17 protein-coding genes are annotated in these 18,142 nt (G+C 64.8%); 12 read left to right on the top strand and 5 right to left on the bottom strand.

Translation table 11 applies throughout. The annotated features are described in order from the left end of the window. Nucleotides 1–30: 30 nt before the first annotated feature. Complete coding sequence (gene rlmJ, locus C9E81_RS02865; RefSeq protein ID WP_122111138.1) at nt 31–810, bottom strand: 23S rRNA (adenine(2030)-N(6))-methyltransferase RlmJ; 780 nt, start codon at nt 808–810, stop codon at nt 31–33. Between the two features lie 526 nt (nt 811–1,336). After that, on the bottom strand, nt 1,337–1,564 hold the full coding sequence (locus C9E81_RS02860) for a DUF1127 domain-containing protein (RefSeq protein WP_243698467.1): 228 nt from the start codon (nt 1,562–1,564) through the stop codon (nt 1,337–1,339). 323 nt (nt 1,565–1,887) lie between these two features. Between C9E81_RS02860 and C9E81_RS02855 the strand changes: the two genes are divergently transcribed. From C9E81_RS02855 to murD, 9 genes are all read left to right on the top strand, one after another. After that, the gene (locus C9E81_RS02855) at nt 1,888–2,970 is read left to right on the top strand and encodes an Mrp/NBP35 family ATP-binding protein (RefSeq protein ID WP_122110787.1); all 1,083 of its coding nucleotides are present in this window, start codon (nt 1,888–1,890) and stop codon (nt 2,968–2,970) included. 660 nt (nt 2,971–3,630) lie between these two features. Next, a complete protein-coding gene (locus C9E81_RS02850; protein ID WP_122110786.1) occupies nt 3,631–4,149 on the top strand; it encodes a division/cell wall cluster transcriptional repressor MraZ in 519 nt (172 codons plus the stop codon). Nucleotides 4,150–4,152: 3 nt separating this feature from the next. Continuing rightward, complete coding sequence (rsmH, locus tag C9E81_RS02845; protein WP_122110785.1) at nt 4,153–5,124, top strand: 16S rRNA (cytosine(1402)-N(4))-methyltransferase RsmH; 972 nt, start codon at nt 4,153–4,155, stop codon at nt 5,122–5,124. Next, a complete protein-coding gene (ftsL, locus tag C9E81_RS02840) occupies nt 5,121–5,486 on the top strand; it encodes a cell division protein FtsL (RefSeq protein WP_122110784.1) in 366 nt (121 codons plus the stop codon). The genes rsmH and ftsL overlap by 4 nt, the downstream gene beginning before the upstream one ends. Beyond that, entirely contained in the window at nt 5,483–7,312 is a 1,830-nt protein-coding gene (locus C9E81_RS02835) for a peptidoglycan D,D-transpeptidase FtsI family protein (RefSeq protein ID WP_122110783.1), read from the top strand. Before ftsL ends, C9E81_RS02835 begins: the two co-directional genes overlap by 4 nt. Then, a complete protein-coding gene (locus C9E81_RS02830; protein WP_122110782.1) occupies nt 7,309–8,808 on the top strand; it encodes a UDP-N-acetylmuramoyl-L-alanyl-D-glutamate--2,6-diaminopimelate ligase in 1,500 nt (499 codons plus the stop codon). Before C9E81_RS02835 ends, C9E81_RS02830 begins: the two co-directional genes overlap by 4 nt. Further along, nucleotides 8,805–10,187, top strand: a complete 1,383-nt coding sequence (locus C9E81_RS02825) for a UDP-N-acetylmuramoyl-tripeptide--D-alanyl-D-alanine ligase (protein WP_122110781.1) — start codon at nt 8,805–8,807, stop codon at nt 10,185–10,187. Before C9E81_RS02830 ends, C9E81_RS02825 begins: the two co-directional genes overlap by 4 nt. Nucleotides 10,188–10,190: 3 nt before the next feature. Next, nucleotides 10,191–11,273, top strand: coding sequence for a phospho-N-acetylmuramoyl-pentapeptide-transferase (mraY, locus tag C9E81_RS02820; protein WP_122110780.1), 1,083 nt, complete (start codon nt 10,191–10,193; stop codon nt 11,271–11,273). Between the two features lie 79 nt (nt 11,274–11,352). After that, nucleotides 11,353–12,756 carry a UDP-N-acetylmuramoyl-L-alanine--D-glutamate ligase gene (gene murD / locus C9E81_RS02815; RefSeq protein ID WP_122110779.1) on the top strand — a complete coding sequence of 468 codons (1,404 nt, stop codon included), beginning with the start codon at nt 11,353–11,355 and terminating at the stop codon, nt 12,754–12,756. A gap of 31 nt (nt 12,757–12,787) precedes the next feature. Here the strand turns inward: murD and hisG are convergent, their stop codons facing one another. The 3 genes from hisG to hisS are packed head-to-tail and all read right to left on the bottom strand — an operon-like array spanning nt 12,788 to nt 16,004. Then, nucleotides 12,788–13,468, bottom strand: coding sequence for an ATP phosphoribosyltransferase (hisG, locus tag C9E81_RS02810; RefSeq protein ID WP_122110778.1), 681 nt, complete (start codon nt 13,466–13,468; stop codon nt 12,788–12,790). Next, the gene (locus C9E81_RS02805) at nt 13,465–14,523 is read right to left on the bottom strand and encodes an ATP phosphoribosyltransferase regulatory subunit (protein ID WP_122110777.1); all 1,059 of its coding nucleotides are present in this window, start codon (nt 14,521–14,523) and stop codon (nt 13,465–13,467) included. Before C9E81_RS02805 ends, hisG begins: the two co-directional genes overlap by 4 nt. Next, entirely contained in the window at nt 14,520–16,004 is a 1,485-nt protein-coding gene (gene hisS, locus C9E81_RS02800; RefSeq protein ID WP_122110776.1) for a histidine--tRNA ligase, read from the bottom strand. The genes C9E81_RS02805 and hisS overlap by 4 nt, the downstream gene beginning before the upstream one ends. Before the next feature lie 53 nt (nt 16,005–16,057). Between hisS and C9E81_RS02795 the strand changes: the two genes are divergently transcribed. The 3 genes from C9E81_RS02795 (at nt 16,058) to C9E81_RS02785 (ending at nt 18,099) form a co-directional block, all read left to right on the top strand. Further along, complete coding sequence (locus C9E81_RS02795) at nt 16,058–16,276, top strand: SlyX family protein (protein WP_122110775.1); 219 nt, start codon at nt 16,058–16,060, stop codon at nt 16,274–16,276. A 200-nt stretch (nt 16,277–16,476) separates the two neighbouring features. After that, nucleotides 16,477–17,769 (top strand): adenylosuccinate synthase, encoded by a 1,293-nt coding sequence (locus tag C9E81_RS02790; protein ID WP_122110774.1) that lies wholly within the window; start codon nt 16,477–16,479, stop codon nt 17,767–17,769. Nucleotides 17,770–17,877: 108 nt separating this feature from the next. Beyond that, a complete protein-coding gene (locus C9E81_RS02785; RefSeq protein ID WP_122110773.1) occupies nt 17,878–18,099 on the top strand; it encodes a hypothetical protein in 222 nt (73 codons plus the stop codon). The last annotated feature ends 43 nt before the right edge of the window (nt 18,100–18,142 follow it).

Raw genomic sequence — 18,142 nt, 5'->3', positions numbered from 1 at the left:
CGGGCGGGCAGGGGAATCCCCCGCGGGGTTTCAGCGGATGGTCCGGAAAATTCTCTCAAGCCGCGAAGCTTCCTCGGCCAGCCCCCAGGGAGGGTTGAGCACAAATATTCCCGAACCGATCATCGAATGTCCCGGACGCGCGGGCGGAAAGCCTACCTCCGAGATCAGCGCATCAGGATATGCGTTCCGCAATGCCCCGGTCATATCCCGGTGCCGAGAGTCGGTCAGCAGCGGATACCAGAGGGCGATCACCCCGACATTCCATTTCCTGGCGATCTGGCCGATGAAGCGGGGCAGGGCAGTATAGTCGGCCTTGACCTCATAGCTTGGATCGATCAGCAGTATGCCGCGCCGTGGCGTCGGTGGACAGATTGCCTGCGCCATCCTGAAGCCGTCCTGGTGATGGATTGTCGCAAAATCGGCGACAGATGTCAGGGCGGTGTGTTCCGCCGGGTGCAGTTCCGCAAGATGCGCGCGGTCGCTCCGGCGCAGGAAATGCGCGGCGATGAGCGGGGAGCCGGGATAGGCGGTTTCGCCATGTTTGGCGCGTATGCCGTGCAGGGCTTGCAAAAGCGGATGATCCGCAGGCAGCCATCCCTCGGCTTCGGCGCGGGAAATGCCTGCTTGCGCCTCGCCTGTCCTGACCGCTTCGGGGCTGTCCAGATGGTATAGGCCGCGCCCCGCATGCGTTTCCAGATAGGTCAGCGGCTTGTCCTTGCGCGTCAGATAGGCCAGCGCCGCCGCAAGTATTGCGTGCTTGTGCAGGTCGGCCAGGTTTCCGGCGTGATAGGCGTGCTGATAGCTGAGCATGGAATCGCAATAGCCCTGTCGGGCGCGGTCGGAAAGGGGCTGTTGCGCAAAAAGAAACGCGGCGGCGCCCAGGGAGGAGGAGAGGGCGCCGCCGCTCAACGCTGGCCCAGGGAGGAGGAGGGGCCGCGTATGGGTTGCGGTGGAGGCCCGGGAGGAGGAGAGGCCGACACCGCAGGCGACAGGCTGGGAGGGGAGGAGAATGCCCGTCGCGTCGCTTTGCCGCAAATGAGGCGGCTATGGGGTGCGGTGGCTGCCCGGGAGGAGGAGAGGGCGTCACCGCGAACGACAGGCCGGGAGGGAGGAGGAGATGGCCCGTCGTATGGTCGTGCCGCAAGTGAGGCGGCTATCTTGTGCGGCGGCTCCCTGGGAGGAGGAGAGAGGAGCCGCCGCTGGCATCCGTAGGCCCCGGGAGGAGGGGAGGGGCTGCGGAGCTAACTTTGGGCGATGCCCTCCGGGGAGGAGGAGAGGAGGGCATCGCCATATCCCGAACCCAAGGGAGGAGGAGATGGGTCGGGAAAGCGAATTCTTACTTGCCTTCGCCGTAGGCCGCTTCATGGGCCAGGCGGGTGATCATCGAACGGTTGATGCCCAGATCGTCCAGATCGCGGGCGGTCAGCGCGTTGAGTTCACGCAGGGTCTGACGGTAGACCGCACGGCGGGCGCGGTTTTCCTGCATCCGCTGAATCGCGTTCAGCAGGCGGCCACGCAGGCCAGTCTCGACGGCGGCGTTCTGTGCTTGAGCGATAACAGCCATGGTATTTCCTTTCATCGTCTCGTCCGGCGCCCGGCCCGGATGGCCCGGCGCTTCGTTGGGATTAAGATGGACTTTATGCTGCAGTTGCACAATCCTCCGTTTCGCCAATGCTGCCATGCAGCGGATGCATGACTGAAGCAAATTCACGCCAGTTCAACCTCATGGAAACGTGATTAAAAAACTCATTTGAATGGTTCGTTAGCGTTAATGCCGCGCTTGCAAAGCGAAGTTTCCGCAGGCGTAGCGCGTCAGCGGGCCGGGTGGTTGCTGTGATGCCTCTTATACCCCATGTTGTCCAACGTCTCAGATACAAGGCAGATAACATGACCGTTGACCGCGAAGTTGTCCTTAGGGAAATCTCAAAGATCGCCCTGCCGGGGGGTGAAACATTGGGTCAGGCCGACCTGGTCCGCGCGCTTGCGGTCGAGGATGACACCATCCGATTCGTGCTGGAAGTCGGCAGCGCCGAGGCTGCCCGCGAACTGGCCCCGGTAGAGGCAGAGGCCAGGCGCCGCCTGCTGGCGCTGCCTGGAATTGCCCATGTCCATATCGTGACCACCGCTCCGGCGGCCAGGCCCGCTGCCCCGGCGGGCAAGGCGGCGCCCTCGCTGAAGATCGGTGGGCATCCGACCGCGCAGGCCGGTCCGCAGCCCATTCCCGGCGTGCGCCATATCATCGCCATCGGTTCGGGCAAGGGAGGCGTGGGCAAATCCACCGTCACCTCGAATCTTGCTGTCGCGATGGCGAAGGCCGGTCGCAAGGTCGGGCTGCTGGATGCCGATATCTATGGTCCGTCGCAGCCCCGGATGATGGGCGTGTCGGGCCGCCCCGCCAGCCCCGACGGTCAGCGGATCGAGCCGCTGCATGCTCATGGCGTCACTGTCATGTCCATCGGGCTGATGCTGAAAGAGGGTGAGGCCGTGGTCTGGCGCGGCCCGATGCTCATGGGCGCCATCCAGCAGATGCTGCAACAGGTGAACTGGGGCAAGCTGGACGTGCTGCTGATCGACCTGCCGCCCGGCACCGGCGATGTGCAGCTCAGCCTGTGCCAGAAAGCGGCAGTGACCGGTGCGATCATCGTGTCCACTCCGCAGGACGTGGCGCTGCTGGATGCGCGGCGTGCGATCGACATGTTCCGCAAGCTGAAGGCCCCGGTCCTGGGGTTGATCGAGAACATGTCGAGCTATGTCTGTCCCCGCTGCGGCCACGAGGCGCATCTTTTCGGCCATGGGGGCGTCGCGACCGAGGCCGAGGCGCTCGGCCTGCCGTTCCTGGGCGAGTTGCCGTTGGAACTGGATGTCAGGCTGGCCGGGGATTCGGGGCGGCCGGTGGCGCTTGGCGAGGGCGTGACGGCGCAAGCCTATGCGCGATTGGCCGACCGGTTGGTGAAAGGCGGCATAGGCTGAGGCGGACGCCCGCCCAACAGGGGGAGGCGATCCCGGCCGTCACGTGACTGCATGGGATTTCCCGTCACTTCCGGGATTGCATGGGAATGCTGGGAATTTATGGAATCTCCTTTCAGGCTGCGCTCCCACTCTCGTGATTCGGCGTGAAATTCACGGGAATCACCGTGATTGAGGTGATCTTCGCCCCCTTGACCTTTGGGAAGGCGCAAAAAATTGGGATTTTCTGCCACACCTGTAAATATCTATATCTTGTGGCTAGATTTTTCTTTTTATCCATTTGTAGATACAATCGGCGCGAAAACGCCAGATTGTTACGAATTTGAACCGAAAAGTTCAAAGAAAATTCGTTAATGAACGGCAAAATTCCGTTGCCTCCCATGAATTCCCATGTCACAACGTAATCACGAAGACGGGCAGTGAAGGGGCGTCAAGACCCCGCGAAGGCGAAGCAGGCTTCATACAGGCACCCGTTTTCCAAATCGATCTGCCCACGCGTGCGAGCAGCACCAACCCCCAAGGTGGCGCGTGACAAGGGCAGGCATCCCCGCAAAGGGGCCCAGGTAATGGGAACGAGGGCGGCGGATCGGGCAGTGGCAGCGGCCCGATCCGCCTTTCTCTTTCGGGCGGGCGAAAGGGACGGGCAGTGAGGACGGCAAGCAGGTGGCGCGCAAGTTCAGAGGCACCGAAAGCGTCAAGCTGGATGGCAAGGGTCGCATGTCGATTCCGGCCAAGATGCGGCGTGTATTCGATGCCGGCGACCCCTCCTTTGCGACCTCGAACACCGGACGCACCCAGATCGTCGCCGTCTATGGCCCCGATTGGTGGAACTGGATCGAGCTTTACACAATCGAAGCGGCCGACGAGATCGACGAGCAGATCGACAGGCTGACCCGCGGCAGCAAGGAGCGCCGCTGGCTCGAGCAACTGATGAATGGTCAATCCACCGATCTCGAGATCGACCGGGAAGGCCGGCTGGTCCTGCCGCTGCGCCTGCGGGAAAGGCTGGGATTGACCGAGGGGGTCGAGACGGTCTTTGCCTCGCATGGCGACTATATCAAGGTCTATCACCCGGATTCGCCGCCGAAGGATATCGAGGAACTCGAGGAGTTCACGGCTTCGAAGGGGCCGGGGTTCGATCCGCGCGAATTTCTCAGCGAAGTCGATTCGGACGAGGAATAGTCGATGGCGGCTCCGCATGTCCCGGTCCTGCTGAAACCGCTTCTCAAGGCGGTTTCTCCTGTTTCAGGCATCTGGCTGGACGGCACGTTCGGCGCGGGCGGGTATGCGCGCGGGTTGCTGGAGGCCGGGGCGGCGAAGGTGATCGGCATCGATCGGGATCCGGCGGTTTTCGCCATGGCACAGGAATGGGCCGGGCAATATGGCGACCGGCTGCACCTCGTCGAAGGGGAATTTTCCGATCTCGACAGGCTGGCCGGAGAGCCGCTTGACGGCGTGGTCCTGGATCTGGGCGTGAGTTCGATGCAGCTCGACCAGGCCGAGCGCGGCTTTTCCTTTCTGCGCGACGGGCCGCTGGATATGCGGATGGGGAAGGACGGCCCTTCCGCCGCCGATCTGTTGAACGAGGCGGACGAGGCGGTGATCGCGGATGTCCTTTACCATTACGGCGAAGAACGCGCCTCCCGCCGTATCGCCCGTGCGATCGTTGCCGCCCGCCCGTTGACCCGGACCGCGCAGCTTGCCGAGGTCGTGGCCTCCTGCCTGCCGCGCGCCAAACCGGGGCAGAGCCATCCCGCGACCCGCAGTTTCCAGGCGATCCGGATCTGGGTGAATGACGAGTTCCGGCAATTGGTCGATGGGCTTGCCGCTGCCGAACGCGCATTGCAGCCCGGCGGCAAGCTGGCCGTAGTCAGTTTCCATTCGCTGGAGGACCGGATCGTCAAGCGCTTCATGCAGGCGCGTTCGGGCAGTAGTGGCGGAGGCAGCCGTTATGCTCCGGCCGCCGAGGCTGCCCCGGCCGCGTTCACCCTGCCGTTCCGCCGGGCGGTCGGACCGGATGCCGAAGAGATGCAGGCCAACCCGCGCGCCCGTTCCGCCCTGCTGCGTGTGGCCATCCGGACCGATGCCCCCGCCGCCGCACCGGACGAGGCGGGGCTGGCCATGCCACGCCTGCCGGGAAAAGGGGGTGCCCGATGAAATCAGTTATCTACCTGGCCTGTGTTCTGGCGGTGATGGGCCTCGCCTTCTGGGCTTATCGCGAGAATTACCGCACGCAGGCCGCGATGAGCGAGATGAGCAATATCCAGCGCGAGATCGCGGGCCTGCGCGAAGAGCTGGGCGTCCTGCGTGCCGAATGGGCCTATCTGAACCGTCCCGCCCGTCTGCGCGATCTGGTCGACCTGAATTTCGACCGCTTGCAGCTTGTGCCGCTGGAACCGGACCATTTCGTCGATCTGGGCCATGTCGATTATCCGAAACCGCCCCCTGTCCGCCCCCCGTCCCGTCCGGGTGAAAGCAACACCGCTCCCGACGCCGTATCCAACGAGGAACAGCCATGACCCGCACCCCTTTGCGCCCTCTGGCCCGCATTCTTCGCGCCCGCGAACGCGGCGAGGATCCCGACGAAATCGAGGCTGAGAACCGGCGACTGCGTCACGAGCGGATCCAGGACCGGGCGCGCCGCCGCGCCGAGGGGCGGCTGATCCTGATGGCAAGCTGTTTCATACTGGCATTCGTCACCGTCGGCATACGGATGGGGGCGCTGGCATCGAGCGAGCCGAGCGAGCCGCGCGCCCAGGTCATGAGCGCGCAGATCATGTCTCAGCGCGCCGACATCACCGACCGTAGGGGACGGGTTCTTGCAATGAACCTGCTGACCCATTCGCTTTATGCCCATCCGCATCAGATGGTCGATCCGGTCCGGGCGGCGCAGGGGCTGGCGAATATTTTTCCCGATCTTGATGCTGCGGAACTGGCCGAGGATTTTACCTCTGACCGCAAATTCATGTGGATCAAGCGCAAGATCAGCCCCGAGCAGATGCAGGCCGTCCACGATCTGGGCGAGCCGGGACTGCTGTTCGGCCCGCGCGAGATGCGGGTCTATCCCAATGGTCGCATTGCCAGCCATATCCTCGGCGGTTCGGGTTTCGGCAACGAGGGCGTCAGCAGCGCCGAGGTGCTGGGTGTTGCGGGGGTCGAAAAGGCATTCGACGGCTGGCTGCGCGACCCGGCGAACGAGGGCGCGCCGCTGGCGCTGTCCATCGATCTTAGTGCCCAGTCCGCGATGGAGCGCGTGCTGGCATCGGGCATGAAGCTGATGAGCGCCAAGGGGGCGGCAGGTGTTCTGATGGAGGTCGAAACCGGCGAGATCGTGGCGATGGCGAGCCTGCCCGACTTCGACCCCAACGACCGGCCCCGTCCGCTGCTGAAGGGCGATCCTTCGGACAGCCCGCTGTTCAACCGGGCTGTGCAGGGTCAGTATGAGCTTGGTTCGACTTTCAAGATCTTTCCCGTCGCTCAGGCGCTCGATCTCAAGCTGATCAATCCCAATAGCGGCATCAATTCGCAAAGCCCGATGAAGATCGGCAAATACCTGATCCATGATTTTCATAATTACGGCCCTCAGCTGAGCGCTACCGATGTGATCGTGAAGTCGTCGAATGTGGGCACGGTGAGAATTGCCCAGATGATCGGTGCCGAGCGTCAGAAAGAATTTCTGGAGGATCTGGGGCTGTTCGAACCGAGCCCGGTCGAGATGGTCGAGGCACCCACGGGTCAGCCGCTGGTGCCAGGCCGCTGGCCCGCGATCACCTCGGCAACCGTTTCATTTGGTCACGGCCTGGCGGCCAGTCCGCTGCATCTGGCTACCGCCTATGCCACCGTCGCCAATGGCGGCAGGAAGGTGACTCCGACACTGGTGCATGGCCGCAAGCGGCCCGAGGGTGAGCAGGTCCTGTCCCCGCGCGCCGCGGAAATGGCCGTCAGCATGTTGCGGCAGGTGGTAACGCGTGGAACGGCGCGGCGCGCCGAGGTCGAGGGCTATGAAATAGCCGGCAAGACCGGCACGGCCGACAAGCCGCGCCCAAGCGGCGGATATTACGAGAACAAGGTGGTGGCGACATTCGCCTCGGTCTTTCCGGCCAGCGACCCCAAATATGCGCTGGTGGTCTCGCTCGACGAACCGTCGGTTTCTACCGGAGGCGGCGAAAGCCGCACTGCCGGGATGACTGCGGTGCCGGTTGCGGCCGAATTGGTCCGCCGTCTTGCACCGCTTCTCGGGCTGAAAGCCAGAACCGATGTGGAACTGCCCGAGATCTCCCCCCGGGTCGTTGCGGATGTTGAACCTGCCTCGACGGATGCGGTAAAGCTCGTTTCGAACAAATGACGGGTGAAGCGGTGAGTCAGGCGTCGAAGAAACTGTCGCAGCTCGGGCTGCGGGGCAGAGACGGGCGCGATCCCGTGATTTCCGGAATCTCGGTCGATAGCCGGACGGTGAAGCCGGGGCATCTTTTTGCCGCCTTGCCGGGTTCGAGCATGCATGGCGCCGAGTTCATCCCCTATGCGCTGCGGATGGATGCCGCTGCCGTGCTGACCGACCGCGCCGGTGCCGAGATGGCAGCCGGTGCCTTCCGGGGTTGGGACGGTGCGGTAATCGTGGCCGAGGACCCGCGTGCGGCGTTGGCCGGGGCGGCTGCGCTGTGGTTCGAGACCCAGCCCGAACATGTGGTCGCCGTCACCGGCACTTCGGGCAAGACCAGCGTGGCGACATTCACCCGCCAGATCTGGCAGGCACTGGGCCATCGGGCAATCAGCCTTGGAACCATGGGGGTCGAGGGCGACTACCACGCCAAGCTGACCCATACGACGCCCGAGCCTGTCACACTGCACCGCGTTCTGTCCGAGGCGGCAAGGACCGGCGTGACCCATGCCGCTATGGAGGCCTCCAGCCACGGGCTGGACCAACGGCGGCTGGACGGTGTCCGGGTCGAGGCGGGCGCCTTCACCAATTTCAGCCAGGATCACCTGGATTACCATGCCGGGTTCGATGAATATTTCGCGGCCAAGGCGCTGCTGTTCAACCACATTCTTGAAGAGGGCGAGGCGGCGGTCATCAATATCGACAGCGAACATGGCCGCCGGATGGCCGATATCGCGAAGGATCGCGGGCTGGCGCTGACCACCGTAGGCACGGGCGGGGACGCGATGCTGCGAATCCTCGGCCAGCGATACGACGCCACCGGGCAGGATCTGCGTTTTTCCGTGATGGGGCAGGCGCATATGGTGCGCCTTCACCTGATCGGCGGCTTCCAGGCCGAGAATGTGCTGGCCGCGATGGGACTTGCCATGGCATCCGGCGATGCCGCCGAAGCGATTATCGCGGCGCTGCCTGAACTGCAGACCGTCCGGGGCCGGATGCAATTGGCGGCGCAACGCGACAATGGTGCGGCGGTCTTCGTGGATTACGCCCACAAGCCGGGCGCGCTGATCGCCGCCCTGCAATCGCTGCGCCCGCATGTGATGGGCCGTATCATCGTGGTATTCGGTGCGGGCGGAGACCGCGACCGGGGCAAGCGCAAGCTCATGGGCGAGGCCGCGCGCCAACATGCCGATGTGGTCATTGTCACCGATGACAATCCGCGCAGCGAGGATCCGGCCTCCATCCGCGCCGCGATCATGGAGGGCGCGGGCCCCGAGGCCACCGAGATCGGGGACCGGGCCGAGGCGATCCTGCGCGGCGTGGACGCGCTGCAACCCGGCGACGCCCTGCTGATCGCGGGCAAGGGGCACGAGACGGGGCAGGTCGTGGGGCAGGATATCTATCCTTTCGACGATGCCGAGCAGGCCTCCGTCGCCGTCGCCGCGCTGGATGGCCGCATATGAGCCTGTGGACCGCGGCAGACGCCGCCGCCGCGACCGGCGGGCGAACACAAGGGGACTGGGTGGCTTCCGGCGTCTCCATCGACACGCGGACGATCCGGCCGGGCGATCTTTTCGTTGCGCTCAGGGATATCCGGGATGGTCATGAATTCGTGGCGCAGGCGCTGGAGAAGGGGGCCTCCGCCGCCCTGGTCAGCCGCATTCCCGAGGGTGTGCCGGATAACGCACCGCTGCTGATCGTGCCCGAGGTTCTGCCGGCGCTGGAGGATCTGGGCCGTGCCGGGCGGGCGCGCATGACGGGCAAGGTCATCGCCATCACCGGCTCGGTCGGCAAGACCTCGACCAAGGACATGGCACGGGCGGCGCTGGCCGGGCAGGGGCGGATCCACGCCGCCGAGGCCAGCTACAACAATCACTGGGGCGTGCCGCTAACCCTGGCGCGGATGCCGTGCGACAGCGATTTCGCCATTATCGAGATCGGCATGAACCAGCCCGGCGAGATCGCGCCGCTAGCCCGCATGGCCCGCCCGCATGTCGCCATGATCACCACGGTCGCCGCCGCCCATCTTGAGGCCTTTGGCGCCATCGAGGGCATAGCGCATGAGAAGGGCGCGATCTTCGAGGGGCTGGAGGCGATCGGCACCGCGATCATTCCCGAGGAACTCTCCGTAACTCCGATCCTGCGAGATCACGCGGACGCGGCTGGCGCCATCCTGGTGGGGTTCGGCCGCGATGGCATGGCGCGGCTTATACGGGCCCAGGCCGAGGGCGGCATGTTGAGCTGCCGGGCGAAAGTATCCGGAGAGATAGTTGATTTCACCTTGCAGACGACCGGCACCCATTTCGCGCTGAATGCGGTCGGGGTGCTTGCCGCGCTTGCCGCCGCCGGGGCCGATGTGAAAGAGGCGGCCCGGCATCTTGGCGACTGGCAGCCGCCCAAAGGCCGCGGCGCAGTCGAGGAACTGGGTGGCATCCGCCTGATCGACGATGCGTTCAACGCCAACCCGACCTCTCTGGCGGCAGGGCTGGCCATGCTTGCCGGGCTGCAAGGAGGGCGCCGTGTGGTGATTCTTGGCGACATGCTGGAGCTTGGCCCCGACGAGATTGCGCTGCATCGCGCCGTCGCCGGTGACCCGGCCATGGAGGCGATCGACATGGTTCATGCCGCGGGCCCGCTGATGCGGCATCTTTACGACGCCCTGCCAGAGGAGAAGCGCGGGGCCTGGGCCAAGACCTCTGCCGAGTTGGCTGCGAAGGCGGCGGAACTGGTGGCGCCCGGCGATATCGTGCTGGTCAAGGGGTCGAAATCCTCGAAAGTGTCGGCGGTGGTTGACGCGCTCCGGCAATCAGGGCAAGGGCCCGCTCCGCAACAGAAGGGGTAAATAATGCTCTATTGGCTGAGCAGTTTTTCCGAGGGGGGCGACCTCTTCAACTTGTTTAGATACATTACTTTTCGTGCAGGCGCCGCTTTTTTCACCGCGCTGATATTCGGCTTCATCTTCGGCAGCCCGCTGATCAGCTATCTGCGGAAGGTTCAGAAAACCGGCCAGCCGATCCGTGATGACGGTCCCGAGGGGCATCTGCTCAAGGCCGGCACGCCGACCATGGGTGGCATCCTGATCCTCTCGGCGCTGTTCATCTCGACCCTGTTATGGGCACGGCTGGACAATGGCTATGTCTGGATCGTGCTGTTGGTCACGGCAGGTTACGCGGCAATCGGTTTCGCCGATGATTACGCCAAGGTCAGCAAGAACAATACCAAGGGCGTGTCCGGGCGGATCCGGATGGGCCTGGGGCTGGCACTGGCCTTCATCGCCTCGGCCTGGGCGATGTGGCTGCATCCGGCGGATCTGAGCGGGCAACTGGCGATGCCGGTATTCAAGGACGCATTGCTCAATCTCGGCCTGCTGTTCGTTCCCTTCGGCATGATCGTGATCGTCGGGGCCGCGAATGCGGTGAACCTGACCGACGGGCTGGACGGGCTGGCGATCATGCCGGTGATGATCGCCGCCGGAACCCTGGGCGTGATCGCCTACACGGTCGGCCGGGTTGATTTCACCGAATATCTTGGCGTGCACCAGGTGCCGGGAACGGGCGAGATCCTGATCTTCGTCGCGGCCCTGATCGGGGGCGGGCTGGGCTTCCTGTGGTATAATGCGCCTCCCGCCGCGGTCTTCATGGGCGATACCGGCTCGCTGGCCCTGGGCGGCTCGCTCGGCGCCATCGCCGTGGTCACCAAGCACGAGATCGTGCTGGCCATCGTCGGCGGGCTCTTCGTGGTCGAGGCGCTCAGTGTCATCATCCAGGTGCTCTATTTCAAGCGCACCGGCAAACGTGTCTTCCTGATGGCCCCGATCCACCACCATTTCGAGAAGAAGGGCTGGGGAGAGGCGCAGATCGTGATCCGCTTCTGGATCATCGCGCTGGTTCTCGGCCTGATCGGGCTGGCGACGCTCAAGCTGCGCTGATACTCTTCTTCTTTGTGCAAATACCTCACGGGGGTTCGGGGGTGTGAAACCCCCGGCCGAGGCTGAAAAGGTGCAAGTGATGATCCCTGTCCAAGGCGTTGAAGATCAGACCGTCGCCGTCCTCGGCCTTGGCCGTTCGGGCAAGGCGACCGCCGCCGCCCTGCAGGCCGGCGGGGCGCATGTCGTCGCGTGGGATGACGGCGTGGACACCCGCGAGGCAGCCGAAGCCGAGGGGTTGCATATCGCCGATCTGAACCGGGACGAGGCATGGCATGGCGTCACTATGCTGGTCACTTCTCCGGGCATTCCGCATCTTTATCCCAACCCGCACCCGGTGATCGCCAGGGCCTATGCGCTTGGCGTGCCGGTGGATAACGATATCGGCCTGTTCTTCCGCAGCTATGCGAGCGCTGACTGGGACGGTTTCGACCGTGCGCCCAAGGTGATCGCGGTGACCGGCTCGAATGGCAAATCCACCACCACGGCACTGATCCACCATATCCTGAAAGAAAGCGGCCGGCCCAGCCAGATGGGCGGCAATATCGGCACCGGCGTCTTGTCGCTGGAACCCGCGCGGGATGGCGAGGTGGTGGTGCTGGAACTGTCCAGCTACCAGACCGAACTGGCGCGGGCGCTGACGCCGGATGTCGCCGTGTTCACCAATCTGACGCCGGATCACCTTGACCGGCATGGCGGGACGGGCGGATATTTCGCGGCGAAACGCCGCCTGTTCGCCGAAGGCGGGCCTGACCGCGCGGTCATCGGCATCGACGAACCCGAGGGGCTGTATCTTGCCGGACAACTGGCGACGGCGCCTTCGGATGACCGGGTGATCCGGATCTCGGCGGGGCAGAAGCTGGACCGCGCGGCCTGGTCGGTCTTTGCCCGCAAGGGGTTTCTGGCCGAATATCGCAAGGGGCGGCAGGTGGCCTCGATCGATTTGCGTGGGATTTCCGGATTGCCGGGCGCGCATAATCACCAGAACGCCTGTGCCGCCTATGCGGCCTGCCGGGCGGTGGGGCTGGCCCCGCGCGAGATCGAGGCGGCTTTCCACAGTTTCGCCGGGCTGCCGCATCGCAGCCAATTGGTGGCCGAGATCGGGGGCGTCCGTTACGTCAATGATTCCAAGGCGACGAATGTCGATGCCGCCGCCAAGGCGTTGCAGGCTTTCCAGCGTATCCGCTGGATCGCCGGGGGGCTTGGCAAGGATGGCGGGATCGCGGCGCTGAGCCCCTGGCTGGAACATGTGACCAAGGCCTATCTGATCGGCCATTCGGCGCGGGATTTCGCGCTGGAGATCGGCCAGACGCCCTATGAAATCTCGGAAACGATGGAGCAGGCGGTCGCGAACGCAAGTGCCGAGGCGGAACCGGGCGAAACTGTCCTGCTTGCCCCTGCCGCTGCCAGTTTCGACCAGTATCCGAATTTCGAGAAACGCGGCGAGCATTTTACCGCGTTGGTCGAGGGGCTGAAGGCAGGGTGATCCGGTAAAGTTTGCCTGAGCGCTCGTCCGCCTAGGCATTCACCCCGAGCAGCGACAGAAACCGGTCCAGTTCTGGCCCCGTTGCCGCGCGATTGGCGAACAACGTCGCCTGAGAGCGCAGGATCGGCTCTTCCGACAGGATTTTCAGGTTATTGGCCCGCAGGGTTTCGCCCGAACTGGTAATATCGGCAATCGCCTCGGCGGTCTGGTTCGCCACCGTGCCTTCGGTCGCGCCCTGACTGTCCACCAACTGATAATCGGCGACCTCGTGGCTGGCCAGCCATGCCCGCACCAGCCGGTGATATTTCGTCGCGATGCGCAGCCGGAAACCATGCGTGGCGCGGAAATCGCGGGCAATCGAGGTCAGGTCGTCCAAAGTGTCGCAATCGCGCCAGCACTCGGGAACGGCGAGGATCAGGTCAGCATGGCCAAAGCCCATCCCGGCGAGCTCGATGATATCCGAGCGCCATCCGGCCAGCTTCTCGCGCACCAGGTCGGTGCCGGTCACGCCCAACTCGATCCGGCCCGCCCGCAGCTCCCGCGGGATTTCCCCGGCCGACAGCAGCACCAGCGACACGTCCTCGGCGCCTTCGACCCTGCCGGCATATTCACGATCCGAGCCGCTGCGCGATAAGCGCACGCCGCGATCCGCGAACCAGTCGAATGTCTGCTCCATCAACCGCCCCTTGGAGGGCACCCCAAGCCGGATCATGTCGCCTCCAGTTCCGCCAGCAATCCGGGGCGTATGATGCCGCCCACCGCCGGGATGGCACGGCCCTTGCCCAGCACCGCCGTCAGCGCATCATAGCGCCCGCCCGTGGCCAGCGGCGGCCAATCCGGATGCCCGGCCAGGAAGCTGAAGGTGAAGCCATCGTAATATTCCATCGTCGTCCGGCCATGACTCGCGTCGAAGACAACCTGTGCCGGGTCTATCCCGGCATTGGCGATTGCCGCGAACCGGGTCTCGATCCGTTCGACTGCCGGTGCGATCCCGGACCAGTCCGATGCGAGTTCCCGCAGCGCCGCCAATGCCTCTGGCGCAGGGCCACGCACCGCGAAAAGCCGCTCAAGCCGCTCGCTCCAGATGGCGGGCAGCGGCGCGGTGGCGGCATCGGCGCGCAGCCGGGCGATCCGTGTCACCATTTCCGACTCGCTGCGCAGGCCCGACCAGTTGGCCCGAGGCTCCGGGAAGTCGCGAGCCATGGCGGGGGTCGAGAAACGCGCCAGCAGGCGTTGAAAACGCAGGGGCCGCCAGATGTGATGCAGCAGCGCATCGCGGCGTGGATCGGGCAGGGGCAGGCCCCGGACCGCGTCCCGCAGCAGGCCCATATCGCCGGTTTCGGACCGGGCGCCATAGGACGCCAGAAGGCGGTGGAACAAGGCAAATATTTCGGCATCCGCGCCTGCCTCGCGCGAGAACAGCTCGAACCCCGCCTGCAGGTATTCATTGTCGCGCGGATTCTCGGGGCGAGTATCGCCCATGTCCTGCTTGCGGAACACCTCCCCCAGATAGCAATAGCGTGCCGGTTCCGCGCCGTTCTCCATATGCGCCTGCACCACGGGGACGGTGAAATCGGGCCGCAGCATCATCTCGCCCCGGATCGGATCGGCGGTGACATAGGCGCGGGCGCGGATATCCTCGCCGTAAAGATCCAGCAGGCTTTCGGCGGGCAACAGGATGTCGGGCGCGATCTCGACCGCCCCGGCATCGCGGAACGCCGCCAGCAGCTTCTGGCCGAGCACCTGCTTGTCGCGCTTGGAGGTCATCCCAGAATCCGCCGCACTTCATCCACCAGCTTTTCGCGTGGCACCTCGGTCTGCGCGGGCTGTGCTTTCCATTCGTCATGGCTGGCCTCGGCGGCGAGTTTCGCGCCCAGCACCAGGTCCTTGACCTGCACCACGCCACGCTCGGCCTCGTCCCCACCCTGGATGATGGCGACCGGAGCGCCGCGCTTGTCGGCATATTTCAACTGGTTGCCGAAATTCTTCGGATTGCCTAGGTAAACCTCGGCCCGGATTCCGGCGGCGCGCAGATCCGCGGCCATGGCCTGGTAATCGGCCATCCGGTCGCGATCCATCACTGTCACGACCACCGGCCCCATCGCATCCGCACCGGCCAGCCCCTTGGCGCGCAGAGCGGCCAGCAGCCGGTCTACGCCGATGCTGATCCCGGTCGCCGGGACCTTCTGGCCGGTAAAGCGCTCCACCAGCCCGTCATAACGCCCGCCCCCCGCGACAGAGCCGAATTGCCGCTTGCGGCCCTTGTCGTCGAGGATCTCGAAGGTCAGCTCCGCCTCGAAAACCGGGCCGGTATAGTAGCCGAGGCCCCGCACCACCGAGGGGTCGATCACCGCGCGATCCTCGCCTATGCCCATCGCCTTCAGCATGGCGGCGATCTGCGCCAGCTCGTCCACTCCCTCGGCACCGATGCTCGATGCGCTCACCGCTTCGCGCAGGTTGTCCAGTGTGGCGGCATTGTCGCCGCCCTTCGAGGTCAGGAAGGCAAGGACCGGCGCGGCCTGCGACTCGCTCAGCCCGACGCCGTCGATGAAGGCGCCGCTGTCATCCTTGCGGCCGGTGGTCAAAAGGTCCAGCACACCATCGCGGCCCACCTTGTCGAACTTGTCGATCTGGCGCAGCACGTCCTCGGCCTTTTCCCCGCCATCGACACCTGCTGCCTCCAGCACGCCGTTCAGCACCTTGCGGTTATTGATCCGCACGATGTAATCGCCCCTCCCGATCCCCACGGCTTCCAGCGCATCGGCCAGCATCGCGCAGATCTCGGCATCCGCCGCCACCGAGGCCGAACCCACGGTATCCGCGTCACATTGATAGAACTGCCGGAACCGCCCCGGCCCCGGCTTCTCGTTGCGCCAGACGGGGCCCATCGCATAGCGCCGGTAGGGCGTGGGCAGATCGTTGCGGAACTGCGCGGCCACCCGCGCCAGCGGCGCGGTCAGGTCATAGCGCAGCGCCAGCCAATCGCCCGAGCCGCCGCCCGGTACTGCCTCTTCCTGCCATGCGAAGACACCGGCATTGGGACGATCCACATCGGGCAGGAATTTTCCAAGCGCCTCCACCGTCTCGACGGCACTTGTTTCCAGCGGGTCGAACCCATGGCGATCGTATATTTCCGCGATACGGTCCAGCATCGCCTTGCGTTCGGTCACATCCGCGCCAAAATAGTCGCGAAAGCCCTTCGGCGTTTCCGCCTTGGGACGGGGCTGTTTATTTTTATCCTTCGCCATGGTCCTGTGCCTTTCCGGCCAAATCCGTGGCTGCTCTAACGGAAGGGGGCCAGATGGACAAGCAGCAGCAGGCACGGATCGAGCATCTGGAAGAGGCGCTCGCCCATCTGACGCGCCTGACGGACGATCTCAGCGAGGTCATCGCGCGGCAGGATGCCGAGATCGCCCGGCTCACCCGCCTTGTCGAAATGCTCATGCGGGCAGAGGCCGAGCGCGAGGCCGATACCGGCAGCACCGTCCCGCTGGCCGATCAGCGCCCGCCGCATTGGTGAACAGGTTCCTTCTTCTTTGTGGCAAATACCTCGGGGGAGCGCAGGCCTGTTTCCATCGGGGAAACTGGCCTGCGCGGGGGCAGAGCCCCCGGTCTTCGGCGACAGCAAGACTCGCCGGATCGAAATCCCCGCTTTTCCCCGCCTGTCGCATGCGCTAGACCCTGCTGCGGACAATTTTCGGGCAATGGAAGGACCGGTTCATGGCCAATGTGGTGGTTGTCGGCGCACAATGGGGCGACGAGGGCAAGGGCAAGATCGTCGACTGGCTCAGCGAGCGCGCCGATGTGATCGCACGGTTTCAGGGCGGCCATAATGCCGGTCATACGCTGGTCATCGGCAATACGGTGTTCAAGCTCTCGCTGCTGCCCTCGGGGATCGTGCGCGAGGGCAAGCTGGCGGTGATCGGCAATGGCGTGGTTCTCGACCCGTGGTCGCTGTTTTCCGAAATCGACAAGCTGTCGGCGCAGGGGGTGCGGATCTCGACCGAAAACCTGATGATCGCCGAGAACACGCCGCTGATCCTGCCGCTGCATCAGGATCTGGACAAGTTGCGCGAAGAGGCCGCGGGCAAGGCGCGTATCGGCACCACCGGGCGCGGCATCGGCCCGGCCTACGAGGACAAGGTGGGACGCCGCACCATCCGCGTCGCCGATCTGGGCGATGAAGAGACGCTGGACGCGCGGCTCGACCGGCTTCTGGCCCATCACGACGCGCTGCGGCAGGGGCTGGATGCCGAGCCGATCGACCGGGCAAAGCTGAAGGCCATGCTGCAGGAGATCGCGCCCAAGCTGCTGCCCTATGCGCAGCCGGTCTGGAAGGTCATGGCCGAAGCGCGCAAATCCGGCAAGCGGATCCTGTTCGAGGGCGCGCAGGGATCGCTGCTCGACATCGATTTCGGCACCTATCCCTATGTGACCAGTTCCACCACCATGTCGGGCATGGCGGCCTCGGGCACCGGCATGGGCCCGGGTGCGATCGATTTCGTGCTTGGCATCGTCAAGGCCTATACGACCCGCGTTGGCGAAGGCCCGTTCCCGACCGAGCTCCACGATGATGATGGCCGGCGCCTAGGCGAACGGGGCCATGAATTCGGCACCGTTACCGGGCGTCAGCGCCGTTGCGGCTGGTTCGACGCGGTGCTGGTGCGCCAGACCTGCGCGATCTCGGGGGTCAATGGTATCGCGCTGACCAAGCTGGACGTGCTGGACGGATTCGAGAAATTGAAGATCTGCGTGGGTTACGAGATCGACGGCAAGCAATATGACTACCTGCCCACCGCCGCCGCATTGCAGGCGAAGGTCACGCCGATCTACGAGGAACTCGACGGCTGGCGGGAATCGACCGCCGGTGCGCGAAGCTGGGCCGATCTGCCCGCCGAGGCGGTGAAATATGTCCGCCGCGTCGAGGAGTTGATCCAGTGCCCCGTCGCGCTGCTGTCGACCAGTCCCGAGCGCGACGACACGATCCTCGTGACCGACCCATTCGCCGACTGATCGGGGCGGGGAGGCGGGGCGAACCGATCATCTCGCCCCGCCTTCGGACTCGATTTCCCTGCCCGTCAGCTATACGGATAGAGGGACGTTGCCCGGAACGGATCGGAAATGAAGAAGTCGAATGCCGTCTTGATCCTGTTGCTTGTCCTCGAACTCCTGCTGGTGCTGGGGACCTGGTATCTGGTCTCGCAGATCCGCTCTGGTGCATGGGGAGAATGGGATGAGCCGGAGGCGTTGAAACGCCTGATGACCGTGGCGTTCGGCGCGGCACCGCTGATTGCCATCCCCTTCGTGATCATCATTTTCTCGTTGCGCCGCAAGGGGCAATGAGCGAAGCGGTAAGAAGCCTCCACCCGGATCGGCGGATGAGGGG

The sequence above is a fragment of the Paracoccus alkanivorans genome, from assembly GCF_003697785.1.
GTDB lineage: Bacteria > Pseudomonadota > Alphaproteobacteria > Rhodobacterales > Rhodobacteraceae > Paracoccus > Paracoccus alkanivorans.
The sequence above is the reverse complement of the archived record's forward strand: the minus strand, read 5'-3'. Positions and strand labels throughout refer to the sequence as shown.